Here is a 25,442-nt window from a genome sequence, read left to right on the forward strand (position 1 = left end):
CATGAGCCCGCGATTGATCGCTGCTCTTTTTCTGTACGTATCCAGCAGCTTTGCGCTGAAGTGAACCTATGAAATACAAAGATTTGCGAGATTTTATCAACCAGCTGGAACAGCGGGGCCAACTGAAACGCATTTCGGTTGAAATCGACCCGGTGTTGGAAATGACGGAGATTGCGGACCGAACGCTTCGTGCTGGTGGGCCGGCCTTGCTGTTTGAAAACCCCAAAGGCTCAACCATTCCGGTACTGGCCAATTTATTTGGTACCCCAGAGCGTGTTGCTTTGGGCATGGGTCAAGAGGATGTTGCAGCACTGCGCGAAGTCGGTAAACTCCTCGCATTCTTAAAAGAACCCGAGCCCCCGAAAGGCTTGAAAGATGCATTCAGCAAACTGCCAATTTTTAAGCAAGTGCTGAACATGTCACCTAAAAAAGTACGCAAAGGTGCCTGTCAACAAGTGGTTTTAAGCGGCGATGACGTTGATTTAACGACTCTCCCCATTATGACCTGCTGGCCAGGCGATGCTGCGCCACTGATTACCTGGGGCTTAACGGTCACCAAAGGGCCACACAAAGAACGACAGAACCTCGGCATTTATCGTCAGCAGTTATTGGGTAAAAACAAATTGATTATGCGCTGGTTATCGCACCGGGGGGGCGCTCTGGATTTTTATGAGTGGCAAAAGGCGCATCCGGGCGAGCGTTTCCCGGTTTCTGTTGCCTTGGGGGCCGACCCCGCAACCATCTTAGGTGCTGTTACGCCAGTACCAGATACCCTGTCCGAGTATGGCTTTGCTGGCTTATTGCGGGGTGATAATACCGAAGTGGTACAATGCATTAGCAATGAGCTGCAGGTGCCCGCTAGTGCTGAGTTTGTGCTGGAAGGGTACATTGAAGCTGGTGAAATGGCACCTGAAGGCCCATATGGCGATCATACCGGCTATTACAATGAGGTTGATGACTTTCCGGTGTTTACCGTGACGCATATCACCCATCGGGACAACCCAATTTACCACAGCACTTATACTGGCCGGCCACCGGATGAACCGGCCATCCTTGGCGTCGCTTTAAACGAGGTGTTTGTACCTATATTGCAAAAGCAATTCCCGGAAATAACCGACTTTTATTTACCACCGGAAGGCTGCTCCTACCGGCTTGCTATTGTCACGATGAAAAAGCAATATCCCGGCCATGCAAAGCGTGTGATGATGGGCGTATGGTCTTTCTTACGTCAATTTATGTACACCAAATTTGTTATTGTCTGTGATGACGATATTAATGCCCGTGACTGGAAAGATGTGATCTGGGCGATAACCACCCGAATGGATCCAGCCCGGGATACCACCTTGGTGGAGAATACTCCCATCGACTACCTGGACTTCGCTTCTCCCGTATCTGGCCTTGGCTCCAAAATGGGTATGGATGCTACCAACAAATGGCCGGGGGAAACCAGCCGTGAATGGGGAGAGCCTATTGTGATGGATCCAGAAGTCAGTGCGCGTATAGACGCACTGTGGCCTGAGCTGGGCATTGATATCGATGACATATCAACATGAGTTTCTCGGTACAGATCCAGCCAGCGGGGATTGAGTTTCAGGTTAACACCGATGAAACCATTCTTGAAGCAGCGCTTCGGCAAGGCATCGACTTTCCCTATCGCTGCCGTCAGGGTGTATGCACCAGTTGCGTCTGCCGACTTCGCTCTGGTCAGGTGCGTTATAATCCGCCAGAGCCACTGAACGATATCGACAAAGCACAAAATTTTACCTATGGTTGCTTAGCCTACCCATTAACTGATGTGGTGCTACACCATCCATTTATTCGACCCTGAACGAGACCAGCATGATAGTAACCACTTGCACTGTAGACTCCATTTCGCCACTGACTCCTCATGTTCAACGAGTACGACTCGTGCCAGAACAACCAGTGCACTTTTTACCCGGCCAGTACTTACAACTGTGCTTAACTGATGAAGATAAACGGCCCTTTTCTGTCGCCAGTGTACCGGGTCAAGCACACCTGGAGTTGCATATTGGTGCCTCTGCCAGCGATGAGTACAGCAGTCAGGCGCTGAATCACCTGCAACAACAGCAACAGAGTGACCAACCGGTGCGCATTGAAGCAGGGTTAGGCCATGCACATTTGCGAACCGAGCGCGATCATCCGATTGTACTGTTAGCGGGTGGCACTGGTTTTTCCTACATTTACAGCATTGCTCAGGCATTGCAGCAACAAGGGAATAACCGGCCAGTGTTCTTGTATTGGGGCGTCCGGCAGCAAGCATCACTGTATTTGTTACCTGAGTTACAGCAATGGGCCAGCAGCCAGAGCAAGTTTCGTTTTATTCCGGTGGTACAGGAAGCCGACGACGATTGGCAAGGCAGAACGGGGTTGGTACATGAAGCCGTGCTGGAGGATTTTGTCTCGCTGGAGGCTTACGACATATACATCGCAGGTCCTTTCCCGATGGTTGGCGTGGCTCGCGATGCTTTCTTAAAACAAGGCGCACATCGTGAGCAAATGTTCGCCGATGCCTTTGCCTATATTTAATCCGTAAAGCCCCGACCGGGGCTTTATAATTTATAACAACTGCTTTTTCAGAGCTTTCGCAGTGGCATTATTTTGCACAATTGCCTGCTCAAGCATGGCCCAGCCCAGCTCTGTTTCACCATTTAGGATCCGTTGGGTACCACTCCAGGCCAGCACTTCAGGATCTTGCTGCGCAATCAGATACTGCTCCCAATGTAGATCAAATGCAGCCAGAATTTGCTGGGCCCTGCGATCACCATTGCGGGCAGCCATATCCCACCAATACCTCGCTGTCATATTGGCTGGTAGCTCCTGAATTGGCTGGATGTGTAATTGATAGCGACCACGGTGGTTCTGACTTCTCAGAATACGGTAACGACCGGGTGCGGCAGCAGTATTAATGGTTGCTGCCAACAGCTGTTCTTCATCCCAGTTAGATCCCTCACGCAGAAAATCAACCTGAGTAATACGCCCCCCGGACCCCAACTCGATATGCGCCAGCCCTACAAAGTCATCCAGCGATGCAGACAAACGAGACCTATCCCGAAACAGACTCAGATCAGGCGCCATATCCTGCTCACTCAGTTCATGCCTTACCTGCCAACTTATATTTGAACCCATAGCAACTAGCTCAAACAGGGTACCGAGCACTTCCTGATGTCGCGGTGAGCCGGCATTGGCAAAATCCCAAAGCTTGTCGTTATGCAAGAGTGCATGCACGCGTTGAAAATTCAAGTCAGCGTCCAATCTGAAGTCCATACGAACGCGCACGATATGCTTTTCACCGGTCGCTTCGTACTGCCAACGCCTGACGGCGCGAGTCGCTGAGCGCTCAAACACCCCTTGCGGAAAGGCATCCAGCGTATCAATGGTCTGCACCTTACCTTCCTCATCCACTAAAAAACGCAGCATGACGTAACCGAACTGACCTCTGCGTGCGGCATCCACTGGATACTGGGGAGCAGGACGGCTAACTGGCTCCGGACCTGCAGTTCGTTGCGTGATGGCATCGGCACGCCGTTTTGGCAACTGAATACGCTGCTGCAATGCGGTATAGACTTGTTCTGCCTCTGATAGCTGCTCCGCGCTAAGTGCGTCGGATACCTGCTGGATAGCACTGCGAGCGCCTGGATGTTCCAGCTCGGCAGCCAAAAAGAAATAACCCAGCGCTGTGGCTTCATCCACAGGCTGGCCCTGGCCATGCAGTGCCATCACACCAAGATTGTAGGCAGCAGTTTCATTGGCCAATGGAATAAGCTCAACAAAACCTTGCTTTGCTGTAGCAAAATCTTGCCGTTGATACGCATCAAGCGCATCCAGCCAACTGGCCGCTAAGGAAGAGTGGGCCGCCAACAGCAAACAAAAGGGAAGGATCCATTTCACAGACAATCTCCTATAACAATTTGTTAAAATAATAGCTCCAACAGGAGACAAAAACAACCATTCTCTTGCCAAACTGGTCTAGCCAGTGCCGGTGTGGCACAATGCCGCTATCTTTGTTGACTATGAGCCTATTATGACGCATCTAACCGAAATTAAAGTTCGCGGTTACCATCTTGATATCTACCAGCACGTCAACAACGCCCGCTATTTGGAGTTCTTAGAAGAAGCCCGCTGGGGCTATCTGGAAGACAATGGCGATATAGAGTTTTTCCGCGAGCTTGGTCTGGCCTGGGTAATTGTGAACATCAACATCAATTACCGCGAAGCAGCCACCATGGGGCATACCCTGCAAATCAGCACGCAATTTAGTAAGATTGGCAGCAAAAGTGCCATGGTACGGCAAGAAGTGACGATCAAAGGCAGCAACCGCATTGCCGCCGATGCCGATATTACTTTTGTTTGCCTGGATCAAAAAACCGGCAAAGCGGTGCCGATTGAAGGGGCTTTAAAACAGCGACTGGAGCAGCAGTTGCAGGGCTGATCCGGACACATTCAGTTTACTCTGATCGGCCCAAATGCCTGGAGCGGCGTTGCAGGATTTCCTGCAATTGCTGACCGGCACTTATTTCATCGCCACAGGGCACATACTTTGCAGCCATTAAGCCATCAAAGCCAAAGCCGTCTACACTCGGATCACCGCTAAGACAGCCACGAGAGTTGCGTATAGGCTTACTGCTATCATGGATTTCCTGATAGCGCTTCTCTACGGTAATTTTTGGCTGCGCATGCCGTTGTATTTGCTGCGCCCGATGTGCCGATGCCAACTCTTCTGTTGGTTGCACATGTCGTAGGGCGCGGTCCATTAAACTTCCGCGTTGGTTTACACCCGATGTTAGTGCTGCTGATTCAGTAGCAGGCCTTTCTTCACCCTTGCCATCATCAGCGGTCACTTCAGCATCGGCTTCCGCAGCCAGAGCCGGCTCGGTATCCGTATCAGGCAGCACAGCCTCCTCGCTGACAGCTTCTGGTTCAGCCATCAGCTCTTCTACATCAGCAACAAGCTCCTCTTCTAAAAAAGGCTCTTGATTAGGCACCACTGACTCTGGTTCAACCCTGGCTGGAGCTTGATAAAAGTATGCCTCGATAGCAGCAGGCATCACGTCAGGCTCAATAGGACGTTGCCAACTTTGTTGGCTCAGCAGCAAAAACAACAGTCCATGCCCTGCCAGGGCCAGCAGTAAAGGCCAGCGCCACCATAACAAGGATGCGGCTTCGCCGCTGGGCACATCCTGTACCCATTCTTCGTTCGAAACCAGCCAGACCGGCTCTTGTCTCTCCACGCGCAGCTCGTTGATGCATCCATTAAGATGCAGAGTAGACCTGGCTTTTTGCTAAAAATTCCCTAACTAGCTAAATACATATTCGCTACACGCACTAGTACGGGTTACTCGGCTGATAGATGGGGCTCTGACTACCATCCAGACTGATCCGCAGCGGTTCTACCCCGGTCTGATGGCTGCCAAGCTGATAGCGATCGCCAGGCGTTAAGCGGTAGCGCAGTAAATCGGAGATAATCACCGGCTGGCCACATTCTGTTTGTTGGTAGCGCGTTTGTGCATCGGCCCGCACTATGTACACTTCATGCTGACCAAATACGTCCGTCCAGCCGTTGCGCTCTACCCAGAGAGCCGTTTGCTCTGAGACGGCAATACCTGTCAAATCCCGGTCTGGGTGATGTGCCAGAAAGGTCATTAAGCGGCCCATTCGATCGCGCTGTTTAAAGTGAGTGTCAGTGATGGTTCCCCGGAGCATTGGGGCTTGCAAAAAGTCACCACTAAACTTGATGTTGGCATCACAAAAATCAGCAGCTACTTCGCTGGATACGGCACTTCCGACACCATCCGGGTTGTACACCAACTCACCTAAAATCGCATTACCTGCCGAGGTTCCTCCAATAATAGCGCCTTTTTGGTAGGCATAGTGCAATGCATCTTGTACCGCGGTGCCTTGCCAGTAACGGATGTACTCGGATTGATCGCCACCGGCAAACCAAATGAACTCCGCACTGCGGATCGCCCAATCCACATACTCAGTATTGGCTTTATCACGGCTATCAACAATAAGGGTTTCTACGGAAGCGGCTTGTGTTGAATGCAGCAGGTAATCATTGTAGCCAGCCCCACCACGGGTTCGCAGTACCACTATATTACCGCCTTGAATATGAGGCCGTACTTTCTCTACAAAGACGGCATCCACATCCGTACTGCCGCCCATTAAAATAATACCAGCTTGCTGCTCTTCGAGCTCAACACACACATCACCGGTATAACCCACCGCATAACGAGTTAAATTGGCAGGCTTATCCGGACGAGGGCCATAACCACAGGCTTCGGCATTCGCAAGGGCTTCTAATTCGCTAAGCAAGGTGGGATCGGGGTCAGAGATGTTGCTGCCGCAGCCTTGCAACATCACAATTGAATACAAAACCACTAACGTTTGTGGGAACCAGTTTATCTTCATTTTTTCACTCACTATAAAACGTTCGCAAGCCCACCCAAAGGGTGGACTTGCTTTTTTCAATCCAGTCAGCGGTTAGGTGTGCTGATTAATACGGATTCGATGGCGTATAAAAGCTACTAAAGTTACCGTTAATGCCGATGCGAATTGGCGATATTGAACTGCTGTTGTTCAGCAAGTTGTAGCTATCCCCTGAAAGCAGGCGGTAACGCAGCAGATCATTGACCACGACCGGGTTACCACAACTGGTATTCTGGTATTGAGTCTGACCATCAGCCCGAAGCACATAGACCTCGTAACCTCCATCGACTACAGCGTGACCATTTGCCTGAACAAACAGGGAGGTTTGTTCTGATACCCCTATTGCTCGACCATTGCTGCCCAAGTGTGCCTGTAGCACTGCCGAACGCCCCATGCGATCACGCTCATAAAAGTGTGTGTCATTAATGGTATTTGCCAGCATCGGAATATTCAGAAAGTCAGTGCTGATCTTGATAGTTTCATGACAGAAATCTGTGACGACTTCCGAGCTAACAGCCCCCTGCACACCATCAGGGTTGTAGACAAACTCACTCAATACGTGGTTTCCTGCTGAGGTGCCGCCGACCACGCCACCTTTGTCATAAACGTACTGGATGGCATCTTCTACTTTAGTACCTTTCCAATGACTGATGTAGGTACTTTGGTCGCCACCGGCTAACCAGACAAATTCCGCAGTACGGATCACCCAGTCGACATAGTCGCTATTGGCTTTGTTTTGACTATCCACAATAATGGTTTCGACCGATGCGGCATTGGTAAGCCCCTGCAGATAGTCGTTGTAAGCTCCTGTGCCAGCCGTGCGTAACACCACGATGTTACCGCCTTGGATATGCGGCGCAACCCGTTGACTAAATGCATCATCAACATCGGTACCCCCCCCCCATCAGTAGGACGGCTGGTTCATCTAACTCCACACAGCTATCATCCAGAGAACCCACCCGATACACCGTTAAGCCACCGGGCTTACTTGGACGAGGTCCATAGCTGCATTGGCCTGGCGCCGGATCAGGCTCACCGCTCTGACCATCGCCATTAAAGTTCACCGTCAGCTGATAATTGCCAGTGCCTGAATACCGGGTGACTTTAATGTAATGTCGTCCGGCAGCCGCAGCTGGGTAGGTACCCGTTTCCGGGTTATTGGACGTTTGCCCAGACAAAATATAGCTGCCGGTTTCCCGGTACAAAAACCAATCAAAGTCGACATTATTACCATGGCTTAGGTTGATAGAAATATCGCCTGTGCTGCTGGTATCGAAATAAAACCAGTCGACATCGTTGCGGTTGTGAATACTGGCATCCACCGTGACACCAGAGCACAAAGGCCCATTGGCATTGCTTTCGGAGTTGTTGTTCTCGACTTCTTGGGTTAGACAGGCATAGGCATTGCTGCTTAACAGCAAGGCTATAGCCCCGATTTGAACGAGTGCTTTCATTTTTGTTTCCTGCTTTATCATTGTTATTGAAATAGCCCACACGGGCTGATAACCACGCAGCATGGATTACAGGTACCCAAGCTACGGTAGTATTTGGTATGAACTCAGAACTGAATTCTTAAAAGGCGAATGGCTATTCGTCGAACCATTCAGAGAGGTGATAATCGGTAGAGCAATCATGCAAACACACCAAGCGGGGAGCTCGGCGAGTCGAAACTAGTTGGCAGTATCGAGGCATGATCATAGACAAAAACTAATTGCTTACTTTGTAAACACTATTGTCCTGAATAGATATTCTGTCAAGAAAGAAAACTATGCAGTGTCAACATAATTGACAGCTAATCACCAAAAATACAAATAAAAATAGGCAGATAGCCTACTAAAAAAAATGTGATTTTTTTCCGCCTTAACCTGCAGTGGATTAGTACGCCTATTCGCTGCCGGTCATTACTTTAAGCAGCTCCTCAGCCACCCCATACCCCTGATCAGCAGCGCGCTCAATTAATGCCAAACCTTGCTCTGACTCGCCATCTAATGTTAAGCGAACTCCGTGCCACGCCATCGATGTCACTTCATTTTGCTGCAGTAAGTAAAACTGCCAGTCAACCCGCTGATTCGCTAAAATGCGCTGTGCTTTGGCATTGCCATTTTTTGCCGCTTCGCTCCACCAATAACCTGCAGTATGTTGACGAGGCACTGGGTAACGCTTTTGAACCAAGATAGAGTCTCTTCGAGAAGGCCGGCTGATTGTGTAGTGGCCCGAAGTAGCGCCACGTATCCGCTTCCCTATCAGCTCTGAGGCATCCGGTGCTTCCAAGGCGTGATCGGCCAGCACCGCCTGAATAACACCATCCTCCACTTGCACCAAGGTATAGCCTAGAAAGCTGCGGTATCTAAAACTGAGGGAGCGAGAGCCTAGCAGCTCGGTAAAATCGGGAAGGTCCCATTCATCTGGTAAGGATTCATCGATAAAGGTGTGTTTGCCAGAAGCAATATGGACGAGATGTAACACACTACCAATATATTCTTGATAAGCAGATATCCCCAACGCCGCATAGTCCCAGATCTGATCACGCTCTAAAAACTGTTGCGCCTCCCGCGATCGCAATGAACCCGGTACCCAAAAATTTAACTGCGTACTGACCAAATGCTGTTTGCCCGTAGGTTCAAACTTCCAACGGCGAAGGGCCCGGAGTGTGTCTCTTTCATAGATCCCAGCAGGATAACTGTCTATCACATCCACCACTGGAACGCTGCCATCCTTATCGACCAAATAACGAATGACAATGTATCCAAAATGACTGCGACGATGAACATCATCAGAAAAAACCGGCATAGGGGTCGCTAATGCCTGCAAATCGACGACATCATACAATTGAGTGGCTTCTGCATCATCCCGAATAATGACTTGCTGTCGTAGCTCTTCAAAGCGAAGCCGGGCTAAACGACGCTCGCTTTCGCTAAGTTGGGCAGATATTTGCTGTTGGATGGTAGCGGCATCCTTATTACCCAAGGAGTGCGCCAAATGAAAGTAAGCCATCGACTCAATAGGGTTCGCCTCGATGCCGTGACCGTGGTAATACATCACTCCCAGATTAAAGGCAGCCTCAGCATTCCCCAGTTCGATCAATGCAGAAAAGCCTGTATAAGCAGTGGAGTAACTCTCTTTCTCGTAGGCTTGTAGTGCTTGAAAAAACTCAGCTTTGACTGGTCTTGAGTAACCAAAGCATAACAATGCTGTACTCAATAAAATGTATAACCAGAGAATGCCATTCCACGTGCTGCTGTTCATTCCATGCTCCAAAAGAGGTCGGTTCCATCTCAGCAAAAATAATACATTAACCTAACGCGGTGGTCACCTCATTTAAATTGAGAAATGCAAGGTTTCGTTAACTATTGTCTAACTGGTCACGGAGCTGAAACCAGATTTCTAATCGAGACGCTGGGCTCATGCTGGCATTAGCGGGGCTGGTCGAGGGCAAGCAGAGCAATTCACATGGCAAATCACGCGGTAATGACGGTAGTACCAAGCGCCGAAAGCTCTGCTCCGCTTTACGGCCATTAAAGGCGATAAGTCGTATTTTGGGGTGCTGTTGTAAAAACAGGTTAAAGTCATTGGGGGTTTCATTGCGGATGGCACTGTCCAGGCTGCCTTGGCGCTCGCAGTGCTGTAGTACATCCCATAGCGCTATTCTGTGCTGCTGCAAAGCTGCTAAACGAGCGGGGTAGGACTGTTCCAAGCTGAAGCCACAGAGTTCAGACAGGATCGGCCAAAATAAATTACGTGGATGGCCATAGTATTGCTGCTGTTTGAGCGACGCCGCACCAGGCATGCTTCCAAGCACCAGCACCTGTGCATCAGGCTGACTGACAGCAGCCAGCCCGGTTAGACGCTCAGCTGCCATTAGCGCAAGCTTGCTGCCAGCTCAGGCTGATACTGTACGGCTTTTTTCCATGCTAGTCTGGCTTGTTCCTGCTCACCTTCCTGCTCTGCCAACCAACTCAGCATAGCATACAAGTAGCCATTACTGGGGTGATCATGCAGCCAATGCTGCACTTGCTTTCGTAACTGCAGTACCGAGCGGCCTAAAGGGATCTGACGCAAATAAGGCCACGCCAACTCCAAATCAACCAGCGCCAGTGTATTCACCAACAGGCGCTCGGCCTGATCGCTATGACCCTGATTGGCTTTAGCCCAGGCCCGACCAATCACGGCGGCTACCGACTTACGCTCTTTACCCGGTAGCTCCTGCCAATAGTCGGCCTGCTCCGAAAAACTGCCATCCTGCACTAAGCTGCTGATAGCTTTTGGGTAAATCTGATAGCGCTGAGCAGCCCATTGCACTTTGCTGAACCAACGATATTTAAGTGCCGCCGGGATCTGCTCCAACAGCATCTGCCATTGACCCGCTTGCTGCAAACTATACAAATACAGCTGCCCCAGACCACAGGCTTTTGGTGCTTGCTCTACCTTGTCTTGTAAAAAAAGACTGGCTTGCTGAGCTTGACCACGTTGGATCATTAAATCGGCTTTAACAAACCAGCTGTTGGCTTCATCTGCAGGCAATTGCCGTACGGACTGATCCGCTTGCTCCTGCTGCCCGGCGTAAAAAGCCGCATAGCTGATTAAAGTAAGCTTTTCATCATGGTACTTCTTTTCAGTCATTGCTTGTTGCAGCAGCTGGGCCGCATCTTGCCACTGTTGCCGGGCATAAGCACGCAACCCTTCCTGAAAGGCTTGCTCTGCTTTTTGCCGCCGGCGCCACCGGAAAAAGCCCAACGAACGGCTAGGTAATGCCCAAAGCCAGCGCACTATCTTAACTGCCAGCCATAGCAAAAGCGCAGCCACCAGCAACATGATGACCAACCCCACCACCGTCATTTCTAACGTGTAACCTGCCAGTACAATGCGAACATAGCCTGGCTGACTAAAGACCATTGGGCCAAGCCACATCGCTGCAGCCAACACCAACAAAGCGACTAAAATTTTTATCATAGCTCGCCCCCAGCATCATCTCCGAGTAGTTCTAAATTGCGCTGATAGCGTTGCAAAGTATCTACGCTTTGCAGAGGCGCGATATAACCAGGGTGTAACTCGGTGCCAACCAAGGCAACCAAAGCAGCCGATAACCGCTGAGTATCGGCATGCTCGGCTTGGAAGTAACGTTGTATCAAGTCAGCAGCTTCTCGTAGATTGGCTTGAAACACCTTGGTTTGTTGCTGCATAGCGGCCAGTTCAGCTTGCACCAATTGTTGCTGAAGCCGATGCCGGATCAAGCGTTGCTCTTCAGTCGAAACGCTAAATACATCATCCTCCACAGTTGAGCGCACTTGCAGTACCTGACTCAAGCCTCCCTGCCACAAAGCATACCAGCGCTGACGCCAGCTGGTTTCTTCGGCCTCATCTGGCTTCGCAGCAGAGTCAGCGTGCTGATCTTTGAATGGTAAGGTGTGGGCCACCTCTCGCCATTGCCGAATCGTCAACTGCACTTCGGTTGGGTCAGGGATGCTTAGTTGACTCAGGGCTTGCTGATCCTGTCGGATCGCTTCACGCACACTAAGCAGAGCAGGCTCGGCTAAACGCGCCAGGCGGCTATCGGCACTGCGTAATAATTGTTTTGCCGTTTCGACATCCAGCTCCAGCCACAACTTTTGGCTAGCCATACGCAGCAAGTAATCCACCTCGGCCAGCAACCAAACGCTTGGTGCAGCACCTTGCTCCTGACTCAGTCGTTGCTCAAGCATCCGCAGTTGCTGTTGAAATTGTTGCTGTTGCTGCTGTTGTTGCCGAGTCAGCTCATTTAGCTGTTGCCGGCTTTGTTGTTGCCACTGATCCAGTTGCTGTTGCTGCTCTTGACGTCCTTGATGCATGGTACGTTCAAGCTCGGCCTGTTGTGCATCCAATTGCTGTTGCAACTGACTTTGCTGTACTTGTTGATGCTGGCTAAGCTGCTGCCACTCAGGGTACGCCCAGTAGCCACCAGCAACCAAAATGCCGGTTAGCACCAGACTGTAGAACAAAGCAAAACCCGCCAATCCACGGCCACTTTTAGGAGGTTCATCGACCAAAGCATCCTCCTGCAGATAACGCATATCATCGTCAACAGATGCTACGGATTCATCCTGCTTGGTTGGCTTTGCTTGCTCAGTCATAAGTAGTCCCTCTTGTAATGGCAAATGGCGGCCATTAAAGCCGAATCATTGGCATTGTCTGCCAGTATAATATTCGCAACCGGAATGCCCATCGCCAATGCAGAGTCATGCATACGCGGGCTAACGACAATCCAGTGCCGCTGTCGTAACCAGTCATGAGCACTGACAGGCACTAAGGTAAAAAGTTGCTGCATAATTTCGTCACTGGTCACCAGAATACAACTGACCGAGTCTTTCCAATGTGCTAGCAGTGAAGCTCCATCCAGTGCAATAGGCACTCGTCGATAGCTTTGTACATAGCGCACTTTAGCGCCTCGCTTTTGCAGGCTTTGCTTCATCAGTTCGCGACCATTCTGCCCACGGACAATGACAATATGCTGATTTTCAACCTGCTGCATACAGCTCATCGCCAGCACCCCTTCACTGCGCTGATCGAGCGGAAAGCGAACTTCACGCCCAGTCCATTGCTTTAAAGCCGATGCTGTCGTTTCTCCCACCGCCAGCAGAGGTGCTTTTAATTGACTAGCTTCCAATTGCTGCTGCAATGAGGTGACAGCACTGACACTGACAAAAATCAGCTGATCTGCTTCCAGCAGCCACTGCTGCTCTTTCGCTTTCAGCGCCACCATTTGCGTCGCAATCAAAGGCTGATACACATAATCCAGTCCCATTTCATCAAGGCTGGCCAATAACTGATCAGCTTTACCGGCAGGCCGGGTAATAAGAAATGCTTTAGCCGCCATTAATCACGCTCGGCGTAAGCCGCTGCCAATAAAGTCGCCGCCCCTTGCGCAAGCAGCTGCTCAGCCACATCAATGCCAAGCTGCTCAGCTTGAGCTCGCGGGGCTCGCGACTCAGCCTGCAAGATCTGCTGACCATCCAGGGAGCCGACCAAACCGCGCAGCCAGAGCTCATTACCTTCCAAAAGCGCATAAGCACCAATAGGTACCTGACAGCCCCCTTGCAAACGACGATTCATCGCTCGCTCGGCCAGCACTCGATCGGCGGTATCTTGATGATGCAAAGCGGCCAACAGCTGTTGTGTAGCCACATCATCTGCCCGACATTCAATACCTACAGCGCCCTGACCATTCGCTGGTAAACTGTCTTCCGGTTCCAGTAAGCAGGTAATACGACTGGAAAAATCCAATCGCAATAAACCAGCAGCGGCTAAGATAATGGCATCAAAGTCACCTTGATCCAATTTTGCCAAGCGAGTATTCACATTGCCACGTAAGTCATGGATCTGTAAATCAGGCCGCCGCGCTTTCAGCTGACATTGTCGTCGCAAGCTGGAGGTACCTACCACAGCACCAGCGGGTAGTTCTGATAGCGTTGAGTAGGTATTCGAAACAAAGGCATCGCGAGGATCTTCCCGCGGGCAGATGGTTGGCAATACCAGCCCCTCAGGAAAGGCGACCGGCACATCTTTCATGCTATGGACGGCAATATCCGCTCGGCCGTCCAACAATGCAGCTTCCAGCTCTTTGACAAACAAACCCTTGCCACCAATTTTCGCCAAAGGGGTATCTAAAATCTTATCGCCCTGCGTTGACATCGGCACTAATTCAACCTGAATACCAGCATGATGCCGCTCTAGCTCTTGCTTAACGTAATAAGCTTGCCATAAAGCCAGAGCGCTTTTACGGGTGGCAATACGTACCAGTTGGCTCATGTTAGTTTTCCTTTGCGGTCATGAACAGACGCTGCAAGAAGCTGCTGATATCGGCTACTTCCTGAGCACAGACACTGTGCTCCATCCGATAATCGTGCCAGCTGACTTGGAAGCCTTGCTTTTTTAACGCATGAAATGCTTGTTGACCGGCCGCAACGGGTACCACTGGATCCTGAGTACCATGGCCGAAAAATACCGGGATGCTTTTGTTGCTAGCGGTTGCCTCTGCTGCCAGCTTGTCAGGAGCACACATATAGGTGGATAACGCCATTACGCCAGCTAGTTTATAAGGCAGGCGAGCCAGTAAATGCAATGCGATAACTCCGCCCTGACTAAAACCCGCCAGCACAATCCGCTCGCTGTCCAAGCCATCGGCTATCAGCTGGTCCAGCAACTGTTGCACAGCATGGGCTGATTCTCGTACCCCAGCTTCATCAGCCCGGTTGGTTAAATCCATGGTTTTAATGTCGTACCAGGCCCGCATACGCATACCGCCATTGACCGTAACCGGTTGCTCAGGAGCATGCGGAAATATAAAGCGAATACCGGCATCAGCCGGGATCCGTAGCTCCGGCACTATGGGTGCAAAGCCATGGCCTGAATCACCTAATCCATGCAGCCATACAACAGCAGCCTTTACCGTACCGTTCGGTTTTACATCAACAAAAGGGAGTACTGCCATGATTAGACTCCTGAGGGTTGAGGAGCCAATAGCACTGGACTACCGGCTTGCTTGGAAGCCGCATCCGTTAAAAGTTGCCATAATTCGCTACCACTACGGTTATCAATCCATTGATCGTTTTGCCATTCACAATGATGACCGTTAAATTTAGTGGCCACCCAGATTTGCTGCAAAGGAGGCTGCTTATTGATGATGATTTTACTGCCATTACTGAAAGTCACTTCCAGCAAGCCACCGTGAGATTCATAATCAAGATCGACATCCAACTGCTCAATGGCCTCTTCGATGGCCAGCATGGTGGCATCGGCTAATTCATCATATTCGCGATCATTCATTTGGTCACCTGTTTGCTTTTGCTGCTAAGGATGCGATTATAGAGCGTCCATTAATTTATGAAATAAAAACCATGCATCAACGACACCTTTTCTTCAGTACTTCAGGCACCATGCTTGGCCGCCTTCTGCTGCCAATCGCGGTCATTACTTTACTCAGTGCCTGTGGTCAAAAAGGTCCCCTTACCTTACCACAAGAGCCTGCTCCTGTCGCCGAAGAGCAAGAGAAGATGGAAGAAAACTCAGCCGCTACGGCTACTGTTCAGAGTGAGTACGATGGATTACTTTAATTACCGAGACCACCAGCTATTTGCTGAAGATTTACCGCTGTCCGATATTGCCAATCAATACGGCACGCCCTGCTATGTCTATTCCCGAGCAACGCTGGAGCGCCACTACAATGCATTTTCTGATGCGGCTGCCGAGCACCCTCACCTGATCTGTTACGCTGTGAAAGCCAACAGCAACATTGCCATTCTGAACGTACTGGCCCGGCTTGGCAGTGGTTTTGATATCGTATCCGAGGGTGAGCTGCGCCGCGTGATGGCGGCCGGTGGCGATCCAAACAAGGTGGTATTTTCTGGTGTAGCGAAAACTGCTGATGAAATGCGCTATGCGCTGCAATTGGGCATTAAGTGCTTTAATGTTGAATCCGAATCCGAGCTGAACCGCTTGCAACAAGTTGCGGCAGAGCTCAAGGTGATGGCTCCCGTATCTATTCGGGTCAATCCAGACATTGACGCTAAAACCCATCCATACATTTCTACCGGCTTAAAAGCCAACAAGTTTGGCATTGATATCAACGATGCAGAGCGTATTTATCAGCAAGCCGCTGCGGCCACTAACCTGCAAGTGGTGGGTGTCGATTGTCATATTGGCTCGCAACTGACTGAAACACAGCCATTTCTGGATGCACTGGAAAAATTACTGCAATTGATTGATCGCCTGCAGCAACAAGATATTGTGCTGCATCATATTGATATCGGCGGTGGCCTTGGTGTTCGCTATAAAGATGAAACGCCTCCCCACCCTAGTGAATACGCAGCAGCGGTCGTCAAGCGCCTCAAAGATTACCCGCATTTAACGCTGATTTTTGAGCCCGGCCGGGCCATTATGGCCAATGCCGGTATCTTGCTGACGAAAGTGGAATACATCAAGCCAGGCCAGGAAAAAAACTTTGCCATCGTCGATGCTGCCATGAATGATTTGATCCGTCCGGCACTGTACAGCGCCTGGCAAGAGATTGTCGCGGTAGAAACAGGTGCACAGCACGAACAACAGCAGTATGATGTGGTAGGTCCGGTCTGTGAAACCGGAGATTTTCTGGGTAAAGACCGCATGCTGGCTATCGCTGAAGGCGATTTACTGGCAGTGCGTTCAGCCGGAGCTTATGGCTTTACCATGAGTTCCAACTACAACAGTCGCCCTCGGGCCGCAGAGGTATTGGTGGATGGTGGCAATTGCCACCTGATCCGACAACGAGAATTATGGCAGGACTTATGGCGCGGCGAACAAACTCTCCCATGAATGCTCAGCGCTCTGAGAAGCGCGGAGGCACGGTACTGCATTTTTCCAAAATGCATGGGCTGGGTAATGACTTCATGGTGGTCGACAATGTCAGCAACAATGTCTACATCACTCCGGAGCAAATTCGAAAGCTGGCCGATCGCAACTTTGGCATTGGCTTTGATCAATTGTTGATGGTGGAACCCCCCTACGATCCGGATCTGGATTTTCATTACCGGATTTTTAATGCAGATGGCTCCGAAGTAGAGCAATGTGGCAATGGTGCCCGTTGCTTTGCCCGCTTTGTGCGCTCCCGCGGGCTGACCAACAAACATAAAATAGGTGTCAGCACTAAATCAGGCACTATTCATTTGCTGGTGGAGCAAGACGGTCAAATCACCGTCAATATGGGGGTTCCTCAGCTGGAACCTGATCGTGTTCCTTTTAAAGCCAATAAGCAGGAAACGACTTATATCTTGCGAGCAGACGATCAAACGCTGTTATCTGGTGTGGTATCGATGGGTAACCCACATGCCGTGACGGTGGTCGATCAAATTGATGCCGCCCCGGTCGATATCCTTGGACCTTTGTTTGAATTGCATGAACGCTTCCCGGAACGTGCTAATATTGGTTTTATGCAGATCCTATCGCCACAGCACATTAAACTACGGGTGTGGGAACGCGGTGTCGGTGAAACACTGGCCTGCGGCACTGGCGCCTGTGCGGCGGTCGTTGTCGGGCAACTGCAAAAAAAATTACAACAGCAGGTTCGAGTTGATTTACCGGGTGGTAGCCTGACCATTCGCTGGCAAGGACCTGGTCAGCCGGTCAAAATGACCGGCCCCGCCAGTCACGTATACGATGGACAAATAGTACTATGAGCAAAAAAAGTGACAGTAATACCCTGAGCGCAGCTGAACTGCAGACCGATGAAGCCTTGATGCAGGCGGCGCTGGTGGTCGATCATTTACAACAAAATCCTGATTTCTTTTTGCAGCATCCTCGCCTGCTGGCTGAACTGCGGCTGCCGCATCAGCAAAAAGGCAGCATCTCTCTGGTGGAAAGGCAACTGGAGCTGCAACGAGGAAAAATCAACGCACTGGAAGAAGAAATCACCCGCCTGATGGGCATAGCCCGTCATAATGAGGTGATTTTCCGTGCGCTGAATCAATTGCACGTTGAGTTGATGCAGTGTCAGGATGCCCAGGATTTACAGCAGCACTTGACGACCTTTAGCAAAGCTATGCCAGGTGTGCATGCCTGCCAGTTGTTTTCGTTTCTTGATGAAACCACCAAACCAGCCTATCAGGACTTTGAGCTACTGCTGAATCGTCGCCTCAATCATCGCCAGCTGTATCTTGGTCGGTTAAATCAAGAAGAACAACAACATATATTCCCTACCAATATTCACTCGGTGGCACTGCAATTGATCAAGGTACAAGACAAACCACTGGCATTACTGGCCTTTGGTAGTGAGCAAGATGATCATTTCCAGCCCGAGATGGATAACCTGTTTTTAGAGCATCTGGCTGAACTGGTGGTACGGGTACTCTGCCCGGCACATCATGCGGCTTAATCATGCTATTTAACCGCGATGCCAGCTAAAGCAAAACCTGTCAACTCAGCCATGGCTCTATCCATGGCTGGCCCTTTGCAGCAATTTCTTGATTACCTGCGCAATGAGCGCAATTACAGCCCCGCGACCCGCGATAGCTATCGCCGGCAGCTTGAAACCGTGGCCCTGCAATCCGGAGTTACCAGCTGGGTGCAACTCACACAAGCCATGCTGCAACGTCATCTTGGCCACGCTTTTCAACAGGGTCTTGCTCCACGGTCCTTGGCTTTACGCGCCGCCAGCTTGCGCAGTTTTTATCGCTTTTTACAACAGCAGCAGCTCTGTGATGATAATCCGGCGCAGTATCTGAAAGTGCCGAAAGCGGAAAAGACGCTTCCAAAGCTATTGGATGTCGATCAAATCCGCCAGTTACTGAGTGCCAAGCCAAACGATGCGCTCGGCTATCGTGACCGTGCCATACTGGAGTTGTTTTACTCCTCTGGCTTACGCTTGGCAGAACTCGTTACGCTCGACCTCACCGATATCAATTGGCATGAACAGTTAATCAATGTTCGTGGCAAGGGCAGTAAAGATCGCACCCTGCCCATTGGTCGCTACGCCATTCAAGCGCTGAAGGAATGGCTGCAATACCGACCAGAGTTCGTCGGCCCAGAGTTACCGGCCGCCGATGCGGATGCGCTTTTTCTGAGTATTCAACAGCAACGTATCTCGAGCCGACAAGTGCGACAGCGGGTCGATCGCTGGGCCAAACAACAAGGTTTAGCACAAACATTGCATCCACATATGCTACGCCATTCTTTTGCCAGTCATATCCTTGAATCCAGCGGGGATTTACGCGCCGTGCAGGAGCTACTAGGCCATGCCAACCTCAGTACCACTCAGGTCTATACCCATCTCGATTTTCAACATCTTGCCAAAGTCTATGATGGCGCCCACCCAAGGGCCAGGAAGAAAACCTAATGCAGGTCTTTAAAGCATTGCCTCCAATCAAGGTACTGTCATTCGATCTGGACGACACCCTTTACGACAACAAGCCTGTATTGCTGGCAGCGGAGCAAGCGATGCTGACAAGCTTACAACATCAGTTGGATCCTGTGCTGCATCAACCGCTCGACTATTGGAGCAAAGTGCGCTGGCAGTTGGGTCAGCAACAGCCAGAAATTCGACATGATATTGGCCGCTGGCGCTTGCTGGGGGCTGAAGCAGGCTTGTTGCAGCTGGGGCTGGCTAAGCAAGAAGCTGTGGACATCGCCGAGCAGGCTTTTCAAGCTTTTTGGCAAGCACGTACTAAGATTACCATTGCTCCAGAGGTAAGCGCATTGCTGCAACAACTGGCCGCACACTATCAGCTGATTGCCATCACCAATGGCAATGCCTGTGTGCAACGAATGGGGCTGGGACCACTGTTTGAGTTTGGTTTGCAGGCAGGACCTGACGGTCGGATGAAGCCTTTTCCGGATCTGTATCTGGCCGCTGCTAACACGCTAGACGTCACGCCACAGCAGATCCTGCACATCGGCGACAGCCACCGCGCCGATGTGATGGGCGCATTAAATGCAGGTTGTCAGGCCGCATGGCTGGATCATCATGCCCGACCCATCAGCGTTTTACCGCACCTACGGCTGACAGAGCTTCAACAGTTAGCCTCCCTACTCGTTTAACCACAGGCCTTGTTAAGCACTGGTTATTTATCCACTAAATCAGCCCGCTTTACTTGGCGCAACCATACAGCCTGTTATAATGGCTACAAACGCCAACCAAGAGATTGCTCGATGGATGTGTCTGAACTGCTTGATCAACTAAACGAACCGCAACGAGAAGCCGTGGCTGCTCCACCGCAACATATGCTGGTGCTGGCAGGTGCTGGCAGTGGTAAAACCCGGGTCTTGATCCATCGTTTAGCCTGGTTGATGCAAGTAGAACGGGTTGCGCCTTACAGCCTGCTCGCCGTAACCTTTACCAATAAGGCAGCGCAAGAGATGCGAGGTCGCATTGAGCAAACGGTGGGCGTCAGCATTCATAACCTCTGGATGGGCACCTTTCATGGCTTGTCGCACCGCCTACTTCGCACGCATTATCAAGAAGCAGGCTTACCGCAAGGCTTTCAAATCCTCGACTCCGATGATCAATATCGCTTAATCCGCCGGGTACTAAAAAGCCTGAATCTGGATGAAAAACACTGGCCCGCCAAGCAAATTCAATGGTTTATCAATGCACGTAAAGATGAAGGCGAACGGCCAGCGAATATTGAGGCCGGTGGTGATTTCAGCCTGCAGACTATGATCAAAATCTATACCGCCTATCAGGATGTCTGTGATCGAGCTGGTTTGGTCGATTTTGCCGAAATTCTGCTACGCTCGGTCGAGCTATTGCAACAACATGCTCAGGTGCGCGCCCATTATCAGCAGCGATTTCGCCATGTGTTGGTGGATGAGTTTCAGGATACCAATGCCATCCAATACCGCTGGCTGAAACTGCTGGCGGGGCCAGACAGCAAAGTGATGATTGTTGGCGATGATGATCAATCCATCTATGGCTGGCGTGGTGCCCGGGTCGAAAATATTCAGAGCTTTCTGCTGGATTACCCCGAGCCGGTCACTATTCGGCTGGAGCAAAACTACCGCTCCACCGCCACCATCTTAAAAGCGGCTAATGCAGTGATTGCGCACAACAGCGATCGCTTGGGCAAAGACCTATGGACCGATGGCCGCGAAGGCGAGCCTATTTCGCTTTATACTGCCTTTAATGAATTGGATGAAGCACGTTTTATTGTTGGCCGCATTAAAGATTGGCATCAGCAAGGCAATAGTCTGAGTGATAGCGCTATTTTGTATCGCAACAATGCGCAGTCCCGCATTCTGGAAGAAGCTCTGATTCAAGCGGGGTTAAATTACCGCATCTACGGGGGGGTGCGTTTTTACGAGCGACAGGAAATTAAAGATGCGCTTGGCTACTTACGCTTAATCGCCAACCGCAAAGACGACGCCGCCATTGAGCGGGTGATTAACACGCCCGCCCGTGGTATTGGCGATACTACCTTGGGCAAAGTGCGGGCCTTTGCACGTGAGCAGCAACTCACATTGTGGCAAAGCTTGCAGCGTATGTTGGCAGAAAAACAACTCACGGGTCGGGCTGCCAATGCCATCACACAATTTATCGAACTGATCGAGCGTTTAGCCGAACAATGCGATGATTTGCCACTGCATGAACAAGCCGACCATGCCATCAAACAATCCGGTCTGTATGCCATGTATCAAGCGGAAAAAGGTGAAAAAGCACAAACCAGGCTGGAAAACTTAAACGAATTGATCACCGCTTGCCAAACTGCTCCCTATGAAGCCGATGAGCATCTGACACCACTGCAGTCTTTTTTGTCACAAGCAGCCTTGGATGCCGGCGATTATCAGGCCGATAGTTATGCCGATGCCGTGCAACTAATGACGCTGCATAGCGCCAAAGGTCTGGAGTTTCCATTAGTGTTTATCAATGGCTTGGAAGAGGGCATGTTCCCCAGTCAGCAGAGCAGTGAAGAATCTGGGCGGTTAGAAGAAGAGCGGCGGCTGTGCTACGTCGGTATGACGCGTGCCATGCAAAAGCTGTATTTATGCCATGCTGAAAGCCGCCGGGTCTATGGCCAAGAGCATCATCATCTACCATCGCGCTTTTTACGCGAGATCCCGGAAGAGTGCTTAGAGCAAATCAGGCTTAATACCCGGGTGGTGCAACCCATGAGCTCGCAGCGCTTTGGCCACCAAGCAAGCCATACAGCCTTTGAAAATACCGGTTTCAAACTGGGACAACGAGTGCTACACAGCAAGTTTGGCGAAGGCACGGTGCTGAATTATGAGGGCAGTGGGCCGCAATCGCGTATTCAGGTTAACTTTGACGACCTTGGCAGCAAATGGCTGGTGACTTCGTATGCCCGGCTGGAAGCCATTGCCTGATGTTGAACCAGCAGCTGCCCGAATGGCTGGCACAAGCGGCTGCAGCACATTGCCGTTTGCCGGTGGTGTTCAGCGGTTTGCAAACAGAGATTTGGCCTGAAGTTCAGCAATTTTTGCAGCAACATTCGGATAAAACTCTCTATTGGATCGGCCCGGGCGCTCCTGAACACGCACTCGTCCCTAGCCGTCAACACAAGCAGCTAGGTGCCGAATGCGATCTGCTGATCATTAATGCCGAGCAGGGTTTCCCAGCTGATCTGGTGGCTGCCTGCAGTGGCGCATTAAAAGCTGGTGGCCTTTGGTTGCTGCTGATCCCAGAGCCGGATGCATGGCAACAAAGCGCCAACCCGGCCCATCGACATCTATTACCTTATCCACTAGATGCTGAGCAGCATCAGGGCTATTTTTTGCGTTTTTTTTGGCAACAGCTGCAAGGCTGTGATGTAGGTTGGCTAACCACGAAAACCATTGAACGTCAGCCTAAGTTTCCTACCATCACTCCAGCTGTAACTCCTTCCGAGCCATACGCATCCGACGAGCAACAAGAAGCAGTCACTGCCATCCTGCGGGTGGTTTCTGGTCACCGTCATCGCCCTTTAGTGCTCAGCGCTCATCGCGGTCGCGGCAAATCAGCTGCACTAGGTATTGCTGCAGCACAGCTGGCGGAGCAAGGAAAAGCAAAATTAATCCTGACAGCTCCCAACCAAGCCGCGGCCCGGATCTGCCAGCAGCATTTTCAGGCCAACTGTGCAGAAACCTTGCATGACGCCTTGCAGTTTATGCCAGTAGACGCCTTACTTCGCCAATGGCCAGCTGCTGATTTGTTGCTTATCGATGAAGCGGCAGCTATTCCAACGCCGCAACTGCAGCAACTCACCCAGCAGTATAGCCGTATCGTGTTCGCAACCACCGAACATGGTTATGAAGGCACGGGGCGAGGTTTTCAGCTTCGTTTCCAGCAATATTTGGCATCGCATCGGCCCGGCTGGCGTAAACTGCACCTGCAACAACCTATTCGTTATCATCAGCAGGATCCTCTCGAGCAATTGATCTTCCGGTGCTTTTTATTGGCAAACGATGGGACCGATGGCACGATATCCCCTGATGACATCGAACCATCCGATGGTGTTTTGCAACAGTTTCAGGCCAGGGATCTGCTCGAACAACCAAAAGTACTCGCCGAATTATTTCAGCTATTGTCCTTGGCTCATTACCAGACTCATGTCGATGATCTTGTAGCATTACTGGATAACCCGACTCTGAGGGTGCATGCTATGTACCTGCAAGATCAGCTGATTGGCTGTGCCTTGGTCAGTCTTGAGGGGGACATACCAGAACCGCTGGCTCAGCATATTTATAAAGGCACTCGACGACTACAAGGTCACATGCTACCGCAAAGTCTGGCTTTTCATTTGCAACGGCCAGAGCTTGCTACCCTACCAGCAGCCAGAATTCAACGCATTGTGGTGCATCCTGAGTTACAAGGGCGAGGCATTGGTACCGAACTACTGCAGCATCTCGCAGCACACTATCAACAAACAGATCGGTTGCTTGGTACCAGTTTTGCTGCATCTGAAGCGGTAGTTCGATTCTGGCACAAGTCCGGCTTCGTGCCGGTTCGCCTTGGCATCAAAGCCGATCATGCCAGTGGTGAGCACTCGTTGCTGATGCTAAAGCCATCCGGCTCTGAGCAAAAACTAATGAGTCAACTGGAAAACAGTTTTCGTCACCAGCTCTATGAGCAAATCCCCATCTTTTACCGACAGCTTGATCCTGCTCTGCTAAGACGATTGGTCACCCCTCCGCGCAAAGCACTTAGCAAACAGGACAATGAAGCGTTGCAATTATTCAGTAACCAGCAGCGGCCATTCGAGCTGGTCTACAGTCAACTGCGGCATTGGCTAAATCAAAATTTGGATTATCTTTCTGATAAGGACGCAGCATATTTAATAGCGCAATTTTGGCTCCAACTTAGCTGGCAAGAAATGGCGCAGCGCTTTGAATTGACCGGAAAAAAGCAAGTGATTGCTAAAACCCAACAAATTGTTGCCAAAGTATTATCAGAAATGACTTAAGCGTAGAAAGCTGACAAGGCAACTGTTAAGCTATGATTTTGATTAATGGTACTACCATGCTGCTCAGCACTGTTTTGTTCCTTGTTTCTGGCCTTAGCGCTGATGACTTTACTCCTCAACAACGTACCTTATTGCAAGCTGCCGTCAACACGGAGTATTTAAGTCATCGGCTTGATGATGGCTATAATGCTTGCCAAGATAGTGCTTATGCCTCGCAATGGAAAGTCTTACATCATGATTTACAAAACTACCCAGCTAAAGATGTGATCGAGCGAGTGCTCGCTTCACCCAGCGAGGTAGTTACACAGTTCGCTGCAACCCTAAAGCTCAGGCCAAACCGTAGTGCAACTCAGTGGCTGGAAGAGGATCTAACGTGCGATCAAACCTATTTGTGGCAGCAACTATTTAGTGATTATCGAGCAGTGTACTTTGAATTAGAGCTCAGTTCCCCGCTGGAGCGCAGCTTTGCTGATTCACTTGAGCTGACACAACAAAGCCAAGTGATAGACCAGCAACGCAATCAAGCTCTCATCAACGAGAGTAATAGCATCGCCATCGCCACCATTGAAAGAAAAGACCAGCTAACAGCAATTGAACAAGCCAATTACCTGCATATCGAGTATCAAAGCGACTATATTTTTCGCATTCAACGTGGCTGGAAAAACTACCCTCCACTCTATCTTGGTATGCATCGCTACTTGTCTGTTGCGGAGCTAAGCGATCATCAGCAGCAATGGCTCATATTCCTTGATTATCAACAGCGCTTTATCGAAGCAATGCCACTTTCAGAAGCAACAAGCCACCTTGAACTGCTAGGAACCGAGCATTGGAGCTTTGATCGACATGGTAATTTACACCGGAATCCATAGACCATTAAATCCTCCTCGGTCCCCCTTTAAGTACAGCTCGTATTTTAGAAGGGAGAGGTAAGCACTATTCAAGAGAGAAGTACACCACAGCCAGCATGGCGACCAAACTGCCGGGAGCAGTTTGGGACTGCCGAAGGCAGGTCCGAAGGGCAGTGGGCAGGGAGAGCCCACTGCAATGCCACCAGCAAAGCGCTGTGGCAGCCATGCGCGAGTGTGCGTCGTCAGGCGC

General features: G+C 50.6%; 26 protein-coding genes. 13 read left to right on the plus strand and 13 right to left on the minus strand.

Annotated elements, in window-relative coordinates; genetic code table 11:
* The first annotated feature begins 68 nt into the window (after positions 1–68).
* From ubiD to fre, 3 genes are read left to right on the plus strand one after another with little or no spacing between them, the layout of a single operon-like run.
* Complete coding sequence (gene ubiD, locus Q3O60_RS05905; protein WP_305892976.1) at positions 69–1,553, plus strand: 4-hydroxy-3-polyprenylbenzoate decarboxylase; 1,485 nt, start codon at positions 69–71, stop codon at positions 1,551–1,553.
* The gene (locus tag Q3O60_RS05910) at positions 1,550–1,828 is read left to right on the plus strand and encodes a 2Fe-2S iron-sulfur cluster-binding protein (RefSeq protein ID WP_305892977.1); all 279 of its coding nucleotides are present in this window, start codon (positions 1,550–1,552) and stop codon (positions 1,826–1,828) included. The genes ubiD and Q3O60_RS05910 overlap by 4 nt, the downstream gene beginning before the upstream one ends.
* 11 nt (positions 1,829–1,839) lie before the next feature.
* Positions 1,840–2,547, plus strand: coding sequence for an NAD(P)H-flavin reductase (gene fre, locus Q3O60_RS05915; RefSeq protein ID WP_305892978.1), 708 nt, complete (start codon positions 1,840–1,842; stop codon positions 2,545–2,547).
* A gap of 30 nt (positions 2,548–2,577) precedes the next feature.
* Here fre and Q3O60_RS05920 read toward each other — a convergent pair whose 3' ends face one another.
* Positions 2,578–3,909 carry a TonB family protein gene (locus Q3O60_RS05920; protein ID WP_305892979.1) on the minus strand — a complete coding sequence of 444 codons (1,332 nt, stop codon included), beginning with the start codon at positions 3,907–3,909 and terminating at the stop codon, positions 2,578–2,580.
* Positions 3,910–4,042: 133 nt separating this feature from the next.
* Here Q3O60_RS05920 and Q3O60_RS05925 point away from each other — a divergent pair, with 133 nt between their 5' ends.
* Positions 4,043–4,450: an acyl-CoA thioesterase gene (locus Q3O60_RS05925; protein WP_305892980.1), complete on the plus strand. Its 408-nt coding sequence runs from the start codon at positions 4,043–4,045 to the stop codon at positions 4,448–4,450.
* Between the two features lie 16 nt (positions 4,451–4,466).
* On the opposite strand, the gene Q3O60_RS05930 is transcribed toward Q3O60_RS05925, so the two are convergent.
* The 12 genes from Q3O60_RS05930 to cyaY form a co-directional block, all read right to left on the minus strand.
* Positions 4,467–5,249 (minus strand): hypothetical protein, encoded by a 783-nt coding sequence (locus tag Q3O60_RS05930; protein WP_305892981.1) that lies wholly within the window; start codon positions 5,247–5,249, stop codon positions 4,467–4,469.
* A gap of 94 nt (positions 5,250–5,343) precedes the next feature.
* Positions 5,344–6,429: a cyanophycinase gene (locus tag Q3O60_RS05935; RefSeq protein WP_305892982.1), complete on the minus strand. Its 1,086-nt coding sequence runs from the start codon at positions 6,427–6,429 to the stop codon at positions 5,344–5,346.
* 85 nt (positions 6,430–6,514) lie between these two features.
* Positions 6,515–7,279: a cyanophycinase gene (locus tag Q3O60_RS17690; RefSeq protein WP_369812637.1), complete on the minus strand. Its 765-nt coding sequence runs from the start codon at positions 7,277–7,279 to the stop codon at positions 6,515–6,517.
* Between the two features lie 49 nt (positions 7,280–7,328).
* The gene (locus Q3O60_RS17695; RefSeq protein ID WP_369812638.1) at positions 7,329–7,901 is read right to left on the minus strand and encodes a PPC domain-containing protein; all 573 of its coding nucleotides are present in this window, start codon (positions 7,899–7,901) and stop codon (positions 7,329–7,331) included.
* Between the two features lie 430 nt (positions 7,902–8,331).
* Positions 8,332–9,693, minus strand: coding sequence for an energy transducer TonB (locus Q3O60_RS05945; protein ID WP_305892983.1), 1,362 nt, complete (start codon positions 9,691–9,693; stop codon positions 8,332–8,334).
* Between the two features lie 97 nt (positions 9,694–9,790).
* Positions 9,791–10,306, minus strand: a complete 516-nt coding sequence (locus Q3O60_RS05950) for a DNA-deoxyinosine glycosylase (RefSeq protein ID WP_305892984.1) — start codon at positions 10,304–10,306, stop codon at positions 9,791–9,793.
* Positions 10,306–11,397, minus strand: coding sequence for a heme biosynthesis HemY N-terminal domain-containing protein (locus Q3O60_RS05955; RefSeq protein ID WP_305892985.1), 1,092 nt, complete (start codon positions 11,395–11,397; stop codon positions 10,306–10,308). The genes Q3O60_RS05950 and Q3O60_RS05955 overlap by 1 nt, the downstream gene beginning before the upstream one ends.
* Positions 11,394–12,554 (minus strand): uroporphyrinogen-III C-methyltransferase, encoded by a 1,161-nt coding sequence (locus Q3O60_RS05960; RefSeq protein WP_305892986.1) that lies wholly within the window; start codon positions 12,552–12,554, stop codon positions 11,394–11,396. Before Q3O60_RS05960 ends, Q3O60_RS05955 begins: the two co-directional genes overlap by 4 nt.
* Complete coding sequence (locus Q3O60_RS05965; RefSeq protein WP_305892987.1) at positions 12,551–13,297, minus strand: uroporphyrinogen-III synthase; 747 nt, start codon at positions 13,295–13,297, stop codon at positions 12,551–12,553. Before Q3O60_RS05965 ends, Q3O60_RS05960 begins: the two co-directional genes overlap by 4 nt.
* Positions 13,297–14,229 carry a hydroxymethylbilane synthase gene (hemC, locus tag Q3O60_RS05970; RefSeq protein WP_305892988.1) on the minus strand — a complete coding sequence of 311 codons (933 nt, stop codon included), beginning with the start codon at positions 14,227–14,229 and terminating at the stop codon, positions 13,297–13,299. Before hemC ends, Q3O60_RS05965 begins: the two co-directional genes overlap by 1 nt.
* 1 nt (position 14,230) lies before the next feature.
* The gene (locus tag Q3O60_RS05975) at positions 14,231–14,911 is read right to left on the minus strand and encodes an alpha/beta hydrolase (protein ID WP_305892989.1); all 681 of its coding nucleotides are present in this window, start codon (positions 14,909–14,911) and stop codon (positions 14,231–14,233) included.
* 2 nt (positions 14,912–14,913) lie between these two features.
* Positions 14,914–15,246: an iron donor protein CyaY gene (gene cyaY, locus Q3O60_RS05980; protein ID WP_305892990.1), complete on the minus strand. Its 333-nt coding sequence runs from the start codon at positions 15,244–15,246 to the stop codon at positions 14,914–14,916.
* A gap of 71 nt (positions 15,247–15,317) precedes the next feature.
* Here cyaY and lptM point away from each other — a divergent pair, with 71 nt between their 5' ends.
* From lptM to Q3O60_RS06025, 9 genes are all read left to right on the plus strand, one after another.
* The gene (lptM, locus tag Q3O60_RS05985; RefSeq protein WP_305892991.1) at positions 15,318–15,533 is read left to right on the plus strand and encodes an LPS translocon maturation chaperone LptM; all 216 of its coding nucleotides are present in this window, start codon (positions 15,318–15,320) and stop codon (positions 15,531–15,533) included.
* Positions 15,520–16,770, plus strand: a complete 1,251-nt coding sequence (gene lysA / locus Q3O60_RS05990) for a diaminopimelate decarboxylase (RefSeq protein ID WP_305892992.1) — start codon at positions 15,520–15,522, stop codon at positions 16,768–16,770. Before lptM ends, lysA begins: the two co-directional genes overlap by 14 nt.
* A complete protein-coding gene (gene dapF / locus Q3O60_RS05995) occupies positions 16,767–17,630 on the plus strand; it encodes a diaminopimelate epimerase (protein WP_305893005.1) in 864 nt (287 codons plus the stop codon). Before lysA ends, dapF begins: the two co-directional genes overlap by 4 nt.
* A complete protein-coding gene (locus Q3O60_RS06000) occupies positions 17,627–18,325 on the plus strand; it encodes a DUF484 family protein (protein WP_305892993.1) in 699 nt (232 codons plus the stop codon). The genes dapF and Q3O60_RS06000 overlap by 4 nt, the downstream gene beginning before the upstream one ends.
* A gap of 63 nt (positions 18,326–18,388) precedes the next feature.
* Positions 18,389–19,285, plus strand: a complete 897-nt coding sequence (gene xerC, locus Q3O60_RS06005; RefSeq protein ID WP_305892994.1) for a tyrosine recombinase XerC — start codon at positions 18,389–18,391, stop codon at positions 19,283–19,285.
* Complete coding sequence (locus tag Q3O60_RS06010; RefSeq protein ID WP_305892995.1) at positions 19,285–19,986, plus strand: HAD-IA family hydrolase; 702 nt, start codon at positions 19,285–19,287, stop codon at positions 19,984–19,986. The genes xerC and Q3O60_RS06010 overlap by 1 nt, the downstream gene beginning before the upstream one ends.
* Positions 19,987–20,097: 111 nt before the next feature.
* Positions 20,098–22,269: a DNA helicase II gene (gene uvrD / locus Q3O60_RS06015; protein WP_305892996.1), complete on the plus strand. Its 2,172-nt coding sequence runs from the start codon at positions 20,098–20,100 to the stop codon at positions 22,267–22,269.
* Entirely contained in the window at positions 22,269–24,344 is a 2,076-nt protein-coding gene (locus Q3O60_RS06020; protein WP_305892997.1) for a GNAT family N-acetyltransferase, read from the plus strand. Before uvrD ends, Q3O60_RS06020 begins: the two co-directional genes overlap by 1 nt.
* A 32-nt stretch (positions 24,345–24,376) precedes the next feature.
* Positions 24,377–25,213 carry a hypothetical protein gene (locus tag Q3O60_RS06025; RefSeq protein WP_305892998.1) on the plus strand — a complete coding sequence of 279 codons (837 nt, stop codon included), beginning with the start codon at positions 24,377–24,379 and terminating at the stop codon, positions 25,211–25,213.
* Positions 25,214–25,442 lie beyond the last annotated feature (229 nt).

Origin of the sequence: Alkalimonas collagenimarina (assembly GCF_030717845.1) — a bacterium.
Classification (GTDB): domain Bacteria; phylum Pseudomonadota; class Gammaproteobacteria; order Enterobacterales; family Alteromonadaceae; genus Alkalimonas; species Alkalimonas collagenimarina.

Bases quoted from the DNA above. Each gene is read 5' to 3' on its own strand.
- fre (WP_305892978.1), top strand. From the start codon at position 1,840: ATGATAGTAACCACTTGCACTGTAGACTCCATTTCGCCACTGACTCCT.
- Q3O60_RS06010 (WP_305892995.1), top strand. From the start codon at position 19,285: ATGCAGGTCTTTAAAGCATTGCCTCCAATCAAGGTACTGTCATTCGAT.
- ubiD (WP_305892976.1), top strand. From the start codon at position 69: ATGAAATACAAAGATTTGCGAGATTTTATCAACCAGCTGGAACAGCGG.
- Q3O60_RS05935 (WP_305892982.1), bottom strand. From the start codon at position 6,429: ATGAAGATAAACTGGTTCCCACAAACGTTAGTGGTTTTGTATTCAATT.
- hemC (WP_305892988.1), bottom strand. From the start codon at position 14,229: ATGAGCCAACTGGTACGTATTGCCACCCGTAAAAGCGCTCTGGCTTTA.
- lptM (WP_305892991.1), top strand. From the start codon at position 15,318: ATGCATCAACGACACCTTTTCTTCAGTACTTCAGGCACCATGCTTGGC.
- dapF (WP_305893005.1), top strand. From the start codon at position 16,767: ATGAATGCTCAGCGCTCTGAGAAGCGCGGAGGCACGGTACTGCATTTT.
- xerC (WP_305892994.1), top strand. From the start codon at position 18,389: ATGGCTGGCCCTTTGCAGCAATTTCTTGATTACCTGCGCAATGAGCGC.
- Q3O60_RS05945 (WP_305892983.1), bottom strand. From the start codon at position 9,693: ATGAACAGCAGCACGTGGAATGGCATTCTCTGGTTATACATTTTATTG.
- Q3O60_RS06000 (WP_305892993.1), top strand. From the start codon at position 17,627: ATGAGCAAAAAAAGTGACAGTAATACCCTGAGCGCAGCTGAACTGCAG.
- uvrD (WP_305892996.1), top strand. From the start codon at position 20,098: ATGGATGTGTCTGAACTGCTTGATCAACTAAACGAACCGCAACGAGAA.
- Q3O60_RS17695 (WP_369812638.1), bottom strand. From the start codon at position 7,901: ATGAAAGCACTCGTTCAAATCGGGGCTATAGCCTTGCTGTTAAGCAGC.
- cyaY (WP_305892990.1), bottom strand. From the start codon at position 15,246: ATGAATGATCGCGAATATGATGAATTAGCCGATGCCACCATGCTGGCC.
- lysA (WP_305892992.1), top strand. From the start codon at position 15,520: ATGGATTACTTTAATTACCGAGACCACCAGCTATTTGCTGAAGATTTA.
- Q3O60_RS06020 (WP_305892997.1), top strand. From the start codon at position 22,269: ATGTTGAACCAGCAGCTGCCCGAATGGCTGGCACAAGCGGCTGCAGCA.
- Q3O60_RS05975 (WP_305892989.1), bottom strand. From the start codon at position 14,911: ATGGCAGTACTCCCTTTTGTTGATGTAAAACCGAACGGTACGGTAAAG.
- Q3O60_RS05950 (WP_305892984.1), bottom strand. From the start codon at position 10,306: ATGGCAGCTGAGCGTCTAACCGGGCTGGCTGCTGTCAGTCAGCCTGAT.
- Q3O60_RS06025 (WP_305892998.1), top strand. From the start codon at position 24,377: ATGATTTTGATTAATGGTACTACCATGCTGCTCAGCACTGTTTTGTTC.
- Q3O60_RS05965 (WP_305892987.1), bottom strand. From the start codon at position 13,297: ATGGCGGCTAAAGCATTTCTTATTACCCGGCCTGCCGGTAAAGCTGAT.
- Q3O60_RS05960 (WP_305892986.1), bottom strand. From the start codon at position 12,554: ATGACTGAGCAAGCAAAGCCAACCAAGCAGGATGAATCCGTAGCATCT.
- Q3O60_RS05910 (WP_305892977.1), top strand. From the start codon at position 1,550: ATGAGTTTCTCGGTACAGATCCAGCCAGCGGGGATTGAGTTTCAGGTT.
- Q3O60_RS05925 (WP_305892980.1), top strand. From the start codon at position 4,043: ATGACGCATCTAACCGAAATTAAAGTTCGCGGTTACCATCTTGATATC.
- Q3O60_RS05955 (WP_305892985.1), bottom strand. From the start codon at position 11,397: ATGATAAAAATTTTAGTCGCTTTGTTGGTGTTGGCTGCAGCGATGTGG.